A 14174-nucleotide genomic window follows, 5' to 3' on the forward strand; every position below is an offset into this window, starting at 1 on the left:
TATGGAGGATAAAAAAGGCGTAGATGATGTTGCTTTTGGAGAGCACCAGGGCGGCGCCTTGATGAATTGTTTAATGACAATCTGCCACGCTCACCATTTGGATGTATCACGTGTCAGCCTGCTTTGTGGGCTTCCGTTAGAGCAAGGAGAACTTTCTCCTACCGGCTTTGAGCGGGCCGCAAAACGAGCAGGCCTTGCTAGTAGAACCGTTAAACGAAACCTGGACCAAATTAATACAGCGATACTCCCTGCCGTCTTAGTACTCGATGAAAAACAAGCCTGCGTTTTACATGGGTTAAGTCAAACCCATGCAAGGGTGTCTTATCCTGAACTTGATAGTGTGGTTGTTGAGGTGCCTAAAGAAAAATTGAATGAAAGGTATACTGGCTACATTATCTTCGTTCGACCAGAGATGCAGGCGCAAAACACCAATGCTCAAATAGACAAGTCATCGGTAGGGCACTGGTTATGGTCTTCCATAACAACAGCAAAAAGCCTATATCGAGATGTGCTTCTAGCCTCTGTTTTTATAAGCCTACTTTCTATTGCTCTACCTTTATTTGTTATGAATGTGTACGACAGAGTTGTACCGAACGCTGCCCTTGAAACACTGTGGGCTCTAGCAGTGGGCGTGTTTATTGTTTTAGCTGCCGATTTCCTACTGCGGGTGCTTCGTCAGTATTTCGTAGAGCTAGCAGCAAGTCGCTTAGATGTGACACTCTCAGCAAAAATTATGGAAAAAGTACTATCGATAAACCTAGCTAACAAACCCGCTAAAAGCGGTGCTTTCATTAACAGCCTTCAGTCTTTTGAAAGTATTAGGCAGTTTTTTGGCTCAGTGACACTGGTTGCGTTGGTAGATTTACCATTCGGTCTGCTCTTCGTCGTCATTATTGCAATGATAGATTTCTATCTGATTATTCCAATACTTATTGGCGCCACCGTCTTGTTCCTATATGCGATAAAGGCACAGCGAGTGATGCGCTCTCTCACTGAGGAGTCGATGGAAATAAATTCACGAAAAAGCGCTTTGGTCACCGAAAGCGTGACCTCTTTAGAAGATATAAAAGCGTTTGGATATCAGAGTCGCTACCAGAGTGCTTGGGAGAAGCAAACCATCTTTCTTGCCAAAGTGAACGCAAAACTTCGCTTAGTTTCTATGTCGGTAAATAACGCTGCGCTTTGGATCCAACAGTCTGTGGGCGTCAGCATTATTTTAACTGGTGTTTATCTTATTATTGAAGGTGTCATCACCCAAGGTGGATTAATTGCAGCTTACCTTCTATCAAGTCGCGCCATGGGCCCAGTGTCGCAAGCTGCAGCTTTATTAGCTCAGTTTCACCACGCTGAAACTGCCAAAAATGCGTTGGATGAAATAATGGCTATGCCAAGCGAGTCAAGCAGCAATAAACAGCTAAAAAGTAATGTGGTTCTAAAAGGCAATATAGAGGCAAACCAACTTTGCTTTAAATATCCACACGAAGGTGTACTTGCACTCAAAGACGTTAACTTTTCGCTTAAGCAAGGAGAGCATGTCGCTATTTTGGGAAAAAATGGCTGCGGAAAATCCACGCTGAATAAGCTTATTATGGGGTTTTATCGACCAGAATCTGGTCAGATACTAATGGATGGTATTGATTTACAACAATACCATCCAATGCTGCTTCGCAAGCAAATTGGCTATGTTCCTCAAGAGGTGAGTCTTTTTTATGGAACATTAAAAGACAACATAATGCCAGAAAATTTGCACATAGAAGATGGGGATTTCTGGGACATATTGACCCAGTGTGGCTTAGCAAGTTTAGTCAACAGCAGTGCTAATGGGGTTGAGCAAATCGTTGGCGAACGTGGCTGCTTACTTTCAGGAGGCCAGCGCCAAGCTGTTGCGTTAGCCAGAGCGCTTGTGCGTAATCCATCTATATACATTATGGATGAACCTACATCAGCCATGGACTCTGCTAACGAAGCGCAAATGAAGGAAACCATCAAAGCTGCGACCGAGGGTAAAACACTGATCATCAATACTCATCGTACAACCTTACTTGATTTAGTCGAGCGTGTCATTGTTGTTGAAAATGGCAGAATCATTGCCGATGGCAAGAAAGAAGACGTACTTGTGCAATTTAAAAAGCCAACCCACTCGCTTAAGAAGGGCCATGATCTTGAAAAATGATGGCGATAAAAAAGACTGGCTACAAAGACTAATGCGGGGATGGCTTGCGCCGCCCCCAGGTCAAGATTGGGTATTGGAAGCAGAGTGGTCACGCATCATGCAAACGCCAGTAAAGGCGCGAGGGCTACTTCACCTTGTATCTATCACACTTCTTCTACTGATTGTTTGGGCTTACTTTGCAGAAATTGATGAGGTAGCTAAAGGAGATGGCAAAGTGATACCGTCTCAACAACTGCAAGTATTACAGTCATACGATGGCGGAATCGTTCAAAACATTTTAGTAAAAGAAGGGGAAGCAGTAAAAGTAGGTCAAGTTCTGTTGAAAATTGACCCTACGCGATTCCTATCTAGTCTTGAAGAGAATACCACGCAATTTGGGGCGCTAGCTGCAAAAGTACAACGACTATTGGCCCTTACCCAAGGGAGCGCTCTGCACTTCAATACAGGGCTAATAGAAAAAGCGCCACAAATTACTGAAAACGAGCGCAAACTATACCACTCCAATCTCGCTGAACTTCATGAAGTCGCAGCAGGTTCAGATTCGCGAATAACACAGCGGCGACAAGACGTTGAAGAGCAGCGTGCCAGTCTATCTCAATATCAAAACATGCTTGTATTATCTAAGAAAGAAATTACCGTCACAAAACCATTGCTTGCATCAGGTGCAGTGTCGGAAATAGAAATACTTCGCCTAGAGCGCCAAATCGTTGAACTAGAGGGCAATATTGCCAAATCTAAAGTAGCCATTGAGCGCGGCCTCAACGCTATAAAAGAGTTCGTAATTGCGAAAGAAGAAAGTCGTTTAAAACTTATCAATCGCTGGAACCAGGAATTGACCGATGCAACGGCTGAGATGGCTATGTTGCAACAGTCGCAAACCGGTTTGGAAGATGTGGTGTCGCAGGCAGAGATTAAATCTCCGATAAACGGAACGGTACAACGATTGCTCATTAATACCGTTGGCGGTGTTATCACCCCAGGTAGTGAGGTCGTTGAGCTTGTACCGCAAAACGATAAGTTAATTGTTGAGGCAAAAATATCACCCAAAGATATTGCATTTATTAGAGAGGGCCTGCCTGCAATCTTAAAATTCAGCGCATATGACTTTTCCATTTACGGTGGAATGTCGGCTGAAGTCAAGCATATTAGCGCAGATGCAATTACTAATGACAAAGACGAAACCTATTATCTGATTAGACTAGAAACAAAAAAGAGTGTCGCTGATGAGTCTTGGACAATTTTGCCCGGAATGATAGTTCAAGTAGATATACTGACGGGTAAAAAGACCGTTCTCAATTACATATTGTCTCCCCTGTTTAACGTTACATCATCGGCTCTGCGAGAGCGTTAAATGAAGCACTTTATTGCTGAAAAACACTTACAGGGCACGCTCACACAGTTTCCGTGGCAAGGCTTTCATGATATTTCACAGCTTGAATTCACCGAAAACGACTTTATGTGGGTTTTAACGGCAGATGAAAACTGGCCCCAGAGACTAGTGGAAGCCAAACAAAAAGTAGCATCAGTGATATTGCTCACTTACAAATACGATCGTGCAGAAATGCAAACAGCGCTAATGCTCGGTGCTAGAGCTTATTGTCATATTCTTGGTACACAGCAGCTTCTTTCTTCAGTAGTACGAGTGGTCGACGCTGGTGGGATTTGGCTGCCAAGTGAATTGTTATTAGCTCTTACATTTGACGTTGCCACCAGCACAAAGTCAAAACATACCTTTCCAACGTTAAATGGAATTACCAAAAGGGAAAAAGATGTTTTGAGCGGAATTCTAGATGGCCTTGGTAACAAAGAAATAGCGAAAGAATATGGAATTACCGAGCGAACCGTAAAAGAGCATGTTGGATCAATTCTCAACAAATTTGGTGCCAAAGACAGAATTCACTTATTGCTTCGCTTAGGTGAGTTCAGTCATCTAAAAGGCGCTCTATAACTTCTATGTGAGATACAATCCCATCAATGCCAAGCTCTGTGAACAACCCTTGATGGTCCGAACGGTTCACTCCATCTGCATACACCTTGATACCAAACGTATGGGCCAATGAACAGAAGCCTCTTAAAAACGCATGATTAGAACGGTTATTGTCTATGTCAGCCATAAAGCCAGAATCAATTTTTACATAATCTAGTCCCAATTCTTGAATGTTAATAAGCTGAGAAAAAGATTCACCAACTCGCTTCAATCCCACCTCACATTTTTTTGCTTTTAAAGTACTACAAAACTGTTTGAACGCGTCGGGAAAACGAGTAGCAGTAGACTCCCTTACCTCAAGGCACAGCTGTTTAGCTGCATATTGGTTGCTATTCAATTGATTATAAAGTTGCACTAATACCTTATTGTCTAATAAGAGCTGTTCTGAGCACAAAAAAGCGAATTTTGATTGGATTTTGTTAGCGTTTATTAACGTGATCAAAAAAGTAATCGTGGTTAACTCAAGCTGCGGCAGTAAGCCAAGGTAACGAGCCCAATGAGTGTAGTAGCCACTCTGGCGCAACTGCCCATTTATATTGACTCCGGCCCAAGCTTGGTAGTGAATGACCTGTCTTTTGGCATTTAAAACTGGGTAATTAAATGTATCAACCTTTGAATGAGTTATTGCCGAAGTAAGCTCTCCTGCCCATGCTTTTTCCTCTTCAACTGGTTCGTTATGTATAAGTTCACTTTCGATAGAAGGATATGCTAATTCTGAAGATTGCGCTTCGTTTAGCATAGTGTCAGCCCGCATTAATACGCTTGAAAAACTATCGTCAGCCCGAAGCTTTACCACAGATTGAAATATTTCTGGGTCATCTGGCTTACAAAATATTTCTGTGCAAACATTATGAAAAGCATAAGCAATAATACTCGCATCATGAGTTTCGGTTAATAACACTACAAACTCATTTTTTTGCAGCCTTGCAACACGGCTATCAGTATAACTATGGTGGTTGTCCTGAAGAACGCCATCAATTGCACTCGCCAATTTCCTCAGTCGTATCTCCCTCTCTGTAGCAGGTGTACGCAAAAACCCCTGCTCCACTGTAAAACGGATAAGAAAAATACAATTTATGCCTTGAGTGTCTCTAAACGCTAATTGCCCTTTGAGCATTAGGATGAAATAGTCTCTATTCGCCAGACCACTTTCATCGTCAAACTGAGTTTTGTAACGCATTAAGTCTAGCCGGCCATTTTCCTCTTCCATTACCTTTTTAGACTTTTGAGCCAAAAAGTTCATAGCGTTTACAACACGTTTGAGTTCAAGAGTTCTAGGAACCGTTGATTTAATGAATCGCATATCTTGAAACGCCTCTGCTTGATGCACAACATCATCAAGGGGGCGTAAAATCATGCGTAAAAACCAGCCTCCTACCATCCCAGCCAGCACTGCTATAAATAGAAGCCCTATGACTAAGCGGTACGTCGCTCTCCACATCGACACAAGGGTAAAGCTAGTGTCCGATTCAACAAAGACAGTTCCATATTGCCCCCATCCTTCACTGACTTGTGCAACGCCAGGGGCAACATTGGGTGAGAAAAAGCTCGCAAACCAACCCGGCGTACCTGAGGTAGACTGAATCGATTGGTGGTAATCAGATATTGTGTTGCCATTGGCGTCTTTAAGAGTAATGCTTGCGTAATGTCCAAGATCAAACTGCGACATAACAAATAAATCGAGAGAAGTAGGGTCCTTCTCTAGTCGGCTTAGTGTCAGAGCAAGCATAGTGGCGTTATCGATGTTCTTCGCATAAAGCTGCTCTTCTACATACTGCTTTGTTGTAGCGCCGTAAATACTTATGCTGCCAACAATGGTTATGAAAAAAATTGCGATGATAGCGAGCCATAACTCTTTGATAATCGACATAGGCTTTATGACCTTCTATTAATACCTTCTTGCTTCATTCGCTCAATAACATCGCGCCATTTTGATAGACGACTGGTTGAGGTTGACACCTGACCTACCTGCCCAGGTTGCCAGATGCCTGAATCATTAAAACTAAAAACAGGAACAAGGTCTGTTCGTTGAGAACCAGGCAAGACACTTGATACAAGGCTATCTAACACCAACGGGTCCGAAGATGGCATATCGTAATAGCCCAGTACCATATGAGCCTGAGTAATTCGACTCCTGCCAATTTTGGCTTTGACGTATATAAGCCTTAGTTTGTTTCTGTCTATGCCCAAGTGTAGCAGAGCAACGTATTTTGCAATTGCGAAATCTTCACAGTCTCCCTTTGAATGACCGATAAGCTCGCCAAGAGTAGCCCAGTAGTCGTGTTCGTTGAATACTTCAGCGTCAAGCGCATAGTCAATATGTTTATCAAAAAATGTATTTACGCCGATTAGTTTTTCTTTGTCGCTTTTATTTTTTAGCAATATCAGTGTTTCTGCTAACGCATCGACAACAAACGCTCTATCATCGCCAAAATTATCTTTAACTTCACGCTCTAGCGTCGAAAATTCAATATATAAGTAATTTGATATTTGCTGAGCTGCAACTAACAACGCGACAATGAGCGAGCAAAAGAGCGCAAATCTAGTGAATGTCATTTGCAGTGTACTTTTCAACATGCAGCATTTACAGTCAGTAAGGGGGATCGCTGGGTACGACTTATAGGGATATCATAGGTATAGCACGACTACACTGAGAAACCAATGCATATGCTCACACGCATTTAACTCAAAAAAAAAGCAGAGTTCAAGCTCTGCTTTTTACTAAATCCCACTGTTATAAAAGTCAGTGAAAAGGCAATCACACAATTTATGACGCCTAGCTGCTTGCCACCATAATAGTCTTAATATTTACAAATTCCCGAATACCAAAGCCACCGTGCTCGCGGCCATAGCCACTGTCTTTTACACCACCGAAGGGCAAATTAGGCTGGGCCAGTGAATAACCGTTGATATTTACCATACCGGTATCGAATTCATTTTTAGCAAGTGCAATGGCATTCTCCGAATCTGCACTGAAAATGCCGCCGCCAAGTCCATAGCGTGAATCATTCGCAATTTCCATGGCCTGCTTATCGTCACGAGCACGAATTAGTGAGGCTACGGGGCCAAACAACTCGTCATCATAGGCTGGCATACCAGGCGATACGTTTTCTAATACGGTCACAGGATAAAAGTAGCCAGCTGCATCAGGCACTTCGCCACCTAAAGATAGGGTTGCACCCGCATCTAAAGACTCCTTTACTTGGCCATGCAGTTCGTCACGTAAATCTTCACGAGCCATGGGCCCCAAGTCCGTTCCTTCCTTTGAAGGGTCACCGACCGTTAACTTTTTACATTGCGCAACAAATTTATCTCTAAATTCATCGTATACGCTATCTGAAATGACAAAACGTTTTGCTGCTACGCAGGTTTCACCGTTATTAATCACCCGGCCTTTAATGCACATTTCCACTGCATTATCGATATCGGCATCAGCCAATACGATGAAGGCGTCGTTACTGCCTAACTCCATAACTGTCTTTTTCGATTCACCGGCCGCTTCTTTCGCCACCAGCTTACCTACGCTGTCACTTCCGGTGAAGGTGACACCACGAACGTGCTTATGCTTTATCAGTCCACTTGCTGTGCTGCCGTCGATCATTAGCGATTGATACACATTTTTTGGAAAGCCTGCATCTTCGTAAAGTTGCTGAATAGCTTGTGCCATACCAAACACGTTTTGCGCATGTTTAAGCACGGTTGTGTTACCGGCCATAATGTTCGATGCGCTATAACGAATCACTTGATATAGCGGGAAGTTCCAAGGCTGAATACCCAAGATAACGCCCGTGGGCTGATACGTAATAATGGCTTTGCCGCCCTCATATACACGCGCTTCATCTTCTAAAAATGAGGCGCCATGCTCAGCGGTATATCGACATATTTCGGCACAAAGCTGTACTTCCTGCTTGCCTTGTTCTGTCACTTTACCCATTTCAAGGGTCATTAAGTTAGCAAGATCATCAATGCGCTCTTCCATCAAATCCGCTAAGTTATTAAAAATTTCGGCCCTTGCCCCAAAGGATGTTTTTTTCCAATTTAAGTACGCTTCATGAGAGCGAGTTACTGCTTGCTCGGCATCTTCCGCCGATATCAATTGATAATGATCAAGTTGCTCACCAGTAGTCGGGTTATACGTCTTAATTGTCTCGCTCATTGTCAAACTCCTTGTTCTGTTGATGCAATGGATAGTGCAACTACAACGCCAACAAGCACGGAATTCAAATAAGCATTTAAAATCAATAATTTACCATCAACACCGGCGCAGCAATTTATAAAGAGATAAAAGCAGATATTGGGAAAAGATTACGAGTAATGGTAAAGATTTCAGGAAATTGATGTAGGCACTTTTACGATCACACGCAACAAAGGTGAGAGTAACCCGCGGTTACTTAACCGTGTGAACCTTTGCTCCGCGCCTGAGCATAGATTGTTTGTGAACGCCAAGACAAAAGGTACGATTGAATGACTAATCAGTGTAAAGGTCGGGAAAGTGAAATTTTGCCATCGCTAGGGTCAGTGCCACTTCATAAACGCTTTGGCGGGTAGCGTGATTCAGCGTAAGCAGACCAATGGCACCACCTTTTTGTTTTACATTTACAGTATCAAACAAGGCATCCATTACAGGGCCGAGCTCTTCCCCGCGCTGTAGTGCTTGAAACACCGCTACGGGAAGAGGCAAACTCGCACTTCGCGTAACCGACCAATGCCCTTCGTGGTAAATAGCCACATACGCAAAGGTTGCGGGGCCATCTTCAAACACATCCACTCCGCCCTCTATGGCGACATACCATGAATCTGAAAAGCCACCTTCATGTAAACTCAGCATGGCTTTCACTCGGTTAATGGCCCCCTCACGGGTTTCTGCTTCAGACATAGGCTGTTCAGCTACGCCACTTTCTACCAATATACCCTGTGCATCAAAGTCATGCTCTAACGTGTCAGATAGGGTATTCAGCGCAGCATTTATCTTTACCGGGTTTTTAGACCCTACGTAAATGGTGTCAGGTATCATGCCTAGCTCCTTGTAACCGGGTTATTGACAATGTCATCAACCATCAAACGATAGTCACGCACCGCGGGAAACTCAGTTATATTTCTGTCTGGCAAAGTTCTGTCAGGATTGTCTACCGCCAGTAAATGCTTAATTCCAAACGTCTTAGCCGCGTTGAGTATGGGCAAGGAATCATCTACAAACAGCGTTCGCTCATTTGAAAACTGAACCCTCTGTTGTAAACGTTGCCACAGCAATTGAGATTCTTTCGTTACGCCAAACTCATGAGTGGAGATAAGATTATCTATATGTTCATCTAATTGAGTATGCTCTAACTTTAAGGCCAAGCTGTTTGGGTGGGCATTGGTCACAAGCACCACTTGGCGACCAGAAGTGTGCAACGCATTTAAAAATGGGACCGTGTCTTCGCGAATAGAAAGCAAGTGAGACAACTCGCGTTTTAGCGGCATAAACTCAGAATCTAAATCTAGGGATAAAGACTCGGCCCAGTAATCAAGGCAATACCATTGAATTTGACCAAAGACGCTGTCATAGCGCTTTTTCATTTCTGCTTGGCTTTGCGCTTCTGAAATACCGCGAATTTCAGCTAATCGTTTGGGAAGGTGGTACAACCAGAACTGATTATCGTAATGTAAATCCAGTAGTGTACCGTCCATATCAAGCAGTACAGTATCTATTTCATTCCAGGGCAGAAAGGGCAAGCGATTTTCCTTATAATGAAGTAAGCTAGATTATGAGCAATTCAATGAACATGATAACAAAGTTGTAGCGAGAGACATGCGAAAAATTGACCCAAATAAAGCATTACCACAAATTCATTCTCGAAAAATCGTGGCACAAAGTAATCTCTTCAGGGTAGAAAGTTTAGATTTAGAATTTTCTAACGGTGCAACCCGTCAATTTGAGCGCATGGCTGGCGGAAATCGCGGTGCCGTAATGATTGTGCCTATGTTAGATGCCGATACCATGGTACTAATTAGAGAGTATGCAGCCGGCACACATTCCTATCAACTCGGTTTTCCAAAAGGTCTTATCGATCCTGGCGAAACCGCTATTGAAGCGGCGAACAGAGAACTTCAAGAAGAAGCAGGTTTTGCGGCCAGAGAACTTACCGAGCTGCATCAAGTCAGTATGGCGCCAACCTTTTTTAATGCCAGCATGACCATTGTGATGGCACGAGATCTGTATCCCAAAACGCTTGAAGGTGACGAGCCTGAACCTTTAGAGGTCATAAACTGGCCGATTGCTGAGGCAGATGCTTTACTTGCACGAGAAGATTTTATTGAAGCCCGTTGTATTGCTGCTCTATTTTTAGCTCAGAAGTGGTTAAAGGAACAATAAACTATGCCCGACGATGCCCACCCCGACCTACTAGAATTGGCAAAAGAAGTTGCAATAGAAGCCGGCAAAGCAGTCTTAGAAGTTTATGAAAATCGCGACTTTGACGCGTATCAGAAAGACGATGACTCACCGGTAACCAGTGCCGATTACCTTGCAAACGACATCATTAATAAACGATTGTCAGAAGCGACCCCAGACATTCCTATTCTTTCAGAAGAAAATAAGCATGCGAGTTTAGACGAGCGAAAACACTGGACTCGATATTGGCTTATTGATCCTATCGATGGTACACAAGAGTTTATAGCTCGCAGCGGCGATTTTGCAGTGAACATCGCATTAATAGAAAACAACGAACCCACTATTGGCGTTATTTTTTGGCCCCCAGGGCAATCAATTTATTACGCGCAAAAGGGTAAAGGGGCATTTAAGTCTACGCCAGAGGGCGATAAGTCGATTTCGGTACGCAAATTGAACGACCCTAACAGTAGCGTTGTTATGATTGCCATTAGTCGTCGCCAGTCCCGTGAAAAAGTGCTCAACCGTATGTGCGCTAAACGCATCTACAACATGTTGCCTCTGGGAAGCTGCTCGCTGAAAGCGTGTTTTATCGCAGAAGGTAAAGCAGATGTGTTCATGCGCATTGGCATTACGGGCGAGTGGGATACCGGCGCTTCTCAGTGCATTGTATCTGAAGCGGGAGGCAGTATCACCACGGCAAACTTTGAACCGCTGACGTATAACAAGCGACATTCGCTAGAGAACCCAGATTTTGTGGTAATGGGCGATCAGCGCGTGCCATGGCAGGACATTGTGAAGTATGATGACTTTGAAAACCCATACACAAAATAAGACGTATACGTTTTTGAATATTGCATAAAAACCCTCACGGTTTACCCACAGTAGGCCGTGTACGTTAGCCGTATTGCTACCCAATAGATTTCTTTGGCTTTTTCATATACACAATGCCAAACGAAATGGATGCATCAACAGGAGTAATCAAACAATGGCAAAGTACGTTCGCACATTATCAACAGCCTTACTGGCATGTGGACTTTCATTTAATGCGTCTGCCGACTGGACAATTGACACAGATACCAGCGCACTACATTTCATATCCACTAAAAACGCGCAAGTCACTGAAGTACATCAATTCGATAGCTTCAAAGGCAATCTATCAGACGACGGCAAGCTCAACGTTGAAGTAGATTTGACATCGGTTAATACGGCCATAGACATTCGCAATAAACGCATGCAAGAAATGCTGTTTAACGTGAGTGAGTTCGCAACGGCAAACTTTGAAGCAACGTTAACCGACTCCATGATGCAGCTAAAAGCGGGGGAAGTAATGAACGGTAAAGTTGATGGTATACTGACGCTGCACGGTAAGGCAGTACCCACTGCATTTGCAGTGACTGTTAGTCAAGTTGATGCTGATACGCTGACTGTTTCAACTAGCGCACCTACGCTCATTAAAGCTGAGTCGTTTGGACTTGCCCAAGGCGTTGCGGCACTTCAAAAAATTGCAGGGTTGAAGAGTATAACCACCACCGTACCGGTTACGTTTTCGGTGACATTAACCCGCTAACTGCAACTACGCTTTACGCTTTAACATACCGTAAAAACCAACAACAAAAAGCCGCTTTTGAAGCGGCTTTTATTGTGGGACTCTGCTTTATTTGAAGCATCACTCTGTCACTCCATTGCATTCAGATGCGCCCCTAAACAATGCCATGCTATTGCATCACCTCGCCCTCTGGCACAAGCATTGGCTCTTTAGGAGCAGGCTGTTGATTTAACGCTTGCTCAGGCATGGTAAGCCATAAGCTCTCAGGTAACGCAGGCACGGTAACCTGATGGTTAGAAACAGCGAAGTGAGAAATAGTAAAATGCTTCATTGCTACATCAAGACGTTTAAGCGCCTTACATTCGTTGACCTCTTCACTGATAACAAACACTCCCCACTTACGCATTGTTTTTCCCAGCACGTCACTGCTTGAGAAGCGAATAACTGGTGCCGCCAGTACCATGCCTACCAATACGGGAAGCAACCACATAAACAGCGATGGTGTGAAATAAAACGTCGTTACACCCCAGGCTATGGCTAGCGAACTCATAATTTGCGTGTGCTTAATCGCCACAGACCATGGTACTTTGCGTCCTTCACGCTCCTGAGCCTCCCATTTTACTGAAAATCCTACGAACACACTGATCACAAAATAGCTATGGTAAAACATCATAAGCGGTGCTATCAGCACAGCCATAGCAAGTTCAAGCGAAGCACCTTTAAGCAACGACCATGCACCACCAAACTCACTTCTACGCTTTATTAACGCAAGTGTAATCCCCAGTAACTTTGGCAAAAACAGTAATGCTGCCGTGCCCCACATCGTCACCATCATCATATCTTGTCTAGCCACTTGCCAGCTTGGAAATAACTGATATTCGGACATAAAGAAATTATGTACTGTCGTTGCTCGAATTAGCGCATCGGCGGTTCCTAATGCGAGCATACAAAATAGAATGAGCGATGAAATATACGCAAAAGCACCAAATAAAAAGTGTAGCCTATTAGCCGTTTTAAGACCTTTTACATTAAGTAAACCAAGGTGTTGGATGTTGCCCTGTACCCAACGACGATCGCGAATAGCATAATCAACAATATTACTAGGCACCTCTTCATAACTGCCCGTTGTATCGGTCAGCAGATACGCCTGCCAACCAGCTCTTGCTAATAATGCCGCTTCAACGAAATCGTGACTCAACACTTCGCCACCAAACGGCGCTCGTCCTTCAAGAGTGGGAAGACCACAATGCTGCATAAATGGCGCTATACGTATAATGGCATTATGCCCCCAGTAATTCGCACTGTCGGTTTGCCAAAAAGATAAGCCTGTTGCCAGCATAGGGCTGTATAGGTGTGCAGCAAACTGCACGAAGCGTCCGAAAAACGTATCTTGACGAACTGGCATTGGGATAGTTTGAATCAACGCAGTATCAGGTGCTTGTTCGATACGTTTTGCCAAATCTTCCATGCGTTCGCCAGTCATCACACTATCAGCATCGAGCACAATCATGGATTCATAATGACCACCCCAGCGCTCGCAAAATTCTTTCAAGTTACCCACTTTTCTGTGAGTATTGTTTTCACGGCGGCGATAAAAAACGTGCTCGGCATAGGTACCTAACCGTTTCTGAAGACGCGCAAATGCCCGCAGTTCTGCATTGGCTTTATCGCTGTCTCGTGTGTCGCTAAGCATGAAAAAGTCGAAGTTTTCTTTGCTGTCGCCGTCCATAAGCTCGCGGATACACGTCTCGAAACCAACCATAATGCGCTTGGTATCTTCGTTATAAACTGGCATAACGACGGCGTGGCGCTGCGTTAAAGCAATGTTTGCTTCGGGTGCCGCCAATTTCTTTTTCAAACTCAGCGGGTCGATATTAAAAAGCTGTAAAACGAATCCAATGATGCCTGTCCAAAATGCCATACATAGCCAGGCGAAGAGAGTTAACCCAAGGCCTAGCTGTGCAATCTCTAAGTTTGTTAACCCATTTGGTAAAAATATTTCATACAAACTCCAACCGGCCAGCGCCGTGCTCGGAATAACGAGCATTGCCATTATAAATAAACGCATATGTGCTCCTTTGATGAACTGGTTATG

Annotated in this window: 12 protein-coding genes; 6 read left to right on the top strand and 6 right to left on the bottom strand. The window is 43.9% G+C overall.

What is annotated here, in order from left to right; translation table 11 throughout:
- The first annotated feature begins 61 nt into the window (after window positions 1-61).
- Genes ACOJR9_RS18315 through ACOJR9_RS18325 form a run of 3 tightly spaced genes read left to right on the top strand, consistent with a single transcriptional unit; the run spans window position 62 to window position 4121 of the window.
- Entirely contained in the window at window positions 62-2173 is a 2112-nt protein-coding gene (locus ACOJR9_RS18315) for a type I secretion system permease/ATPase (RefSeq protein WP_420936176.1), read from the top strand.
- On the top strand, window positions 2157-3524 hold the full coding sequence (locus ACOJR9_RS18320; RefSeq protein ID WP_420934305.1) for an HlyD family type I secretion periplasmic adaptor subunit: 1368 nt from the start codon (window positions 2157-2159) through the stop codon (window positions 3522-3524). Before ACOJR9_RS18315 ends, ACOJR9_RS18320 begins: the two co-directional genes overlap by 17 nt.
- Window positions 3525-4121: a LuxR C-terminal-related transcriptional regulator gene (locus ACOJR9_RS18325; protein WP_420934306.1), complete on the top strand. Its 597-nt coding sequence runs from the start codon at window positions 3525-3527 to the stop codon at window positions 4119-4121.
- Here ACOJR9_RS18325 and ACOJR9_RS18330 read toward each other — a convergent pair.
- The 5 genes from ACOJR9_RS18330 to yrfG all read right to left on the bottom strand — a co-directional run bounded on the left by ACOJR9_RS18330 (window position 4096) and on the right by yrfG (window position 9875).
- Complete coding sequence (locus tag ACOJR9_RS18330) at window positions 4096-6030, bottom strand: bifunctional diguanylate cyclase/phosphodiesterase (RefSeq protein WP_420934307.1); 1935 nt, start codon at window positions 6028-6030, stop codon at window positions 4096-4098. The two genes, ACOJR9_RS18325 and ACOJR9_RS18330, sit on opposite strands and share 26 nt — an antisense overlap.
- A 5-nt stretch (window positions 6031-6035) precedes the next feature.
- Window positions 6036-6716 carry a transglutaminase-like cysteine peptidase gene (locus tag ACOJR9_RS18335; protein ID WP_420934308.1) on the bottom strand — a complete coding sequence of 227 codons (681 nt, stop codon included), beginning with the start codon at window positions 6714-6716 and terminating at the stop codon, window positions 6036-6038.
- Between the two features lie 220 nt (window positions 6717-6936).
- A complete protein-coding gene (locus tag ACOJR9_RS18340; RefSeq protein WP_420934309.1) occupies window positions 6937-8316 on the bottom strand; it encodes an NAD-dependent succinate-semialdehyde dehydrogenase in 1380 nt (459 codons plus the stop codon).
- A gap of 312 nt (window positions 8317-8628) precedes the next feature.
- Window positions 8629-9174 carry an inosine/xanthosine triphosphatase gene (gene yjjX, locus ACOJR9_RS18345; protein ID WP_420934310.1) on the bottom strand — a complete coding sequence of 182 codons (546 nt, stop codon included), beginning with the start codon at window positions 9172-9174 and terminating at the stop codon, window positions 8629-8631.
- A 2-nt stretch (window positions 9175-9176) separates the two neighbouring features.
- Window positions 9177-9875: a GMP/IMP nucleotidase gene (gene yrfG / locus ACOJR9_RS18350; RefSeq protein ID WP_420934311.1), complete on the bottom strand. Its 699-nt coding sequence runs from the start codon at window positions 9873-9875 to the stop codon at window positions 9177-9179.
- Window positions 9876-9951: 76 nt separating this feature from the next.
- On the opposite strand from yrfG, the gene nudE reads away from it, so the two are divergent.
- From nudE to ACOJR9_RS18365, 3 genes are all read left to right on the top strand, one after another.
- Window positions 9952-10515, top strand: a complete 564-nt coding sequence (gene nudE / locus ACOJR9_RS18355; RefSeq protein ID WP_420934312.1) for an ADP compounds hydrolase NudE — start codon at window positions 9952-9954, stop codon at window positions 10513-10515.
- 3 nt (window positions 10516-10518) lie between these two features.
- Window positions 10519-11364, top strand: a complete 846-nt coding sequence (gene cysQ, locus ACOJR9_RS18360) for a 3'(2'),5'-bisphosphate nucleotidase CysQ (protein WP_420934313.1) — start codon at window positions 10519-10521, stop codon at window positions 11362-11364.
- 154 nt (window positions 11365-11518) lie between these two features.
- Window positions 11519-12100, top strand: coding sequence for a YceI family protein (locus ACOJR9_RS18365; protein WP_420934314.1), 582 nt, complete (start codon window positions 11519-11521; stop codon window positions 12098-12100).
- A gap of 148 nt (window positions 12101-12248) precedes the next feature.
- Here the strand turns inward: ACOJR9_RS18365 and mdoH are convergent, their stop codons facing one another.
- Complete coding sequence (gene mdoH, locus ACOJR9_RS18370) at window positions 12249-14147, bottom strand: glucans biosynthesis glucosyltransferase MdoH (RefSeq protein WP_420934315.1); 1899 nt, start codon at window positions 14145-14147, stop codon at window positions 12249-12251.
- Between the last annotated feature and the right edge of the window lie 27 nt (window positions 14148-14174).

It is taken from the genome of Alteromonas ulvae, assembly GCF_048987005.1.
In the GTDB taxonomy this organism is placed as follows: Bacteria; Pseudomonadota; Gammaproteobacteria; order Enterobacterales; family Alteromonadaceae; genus Alteromonas.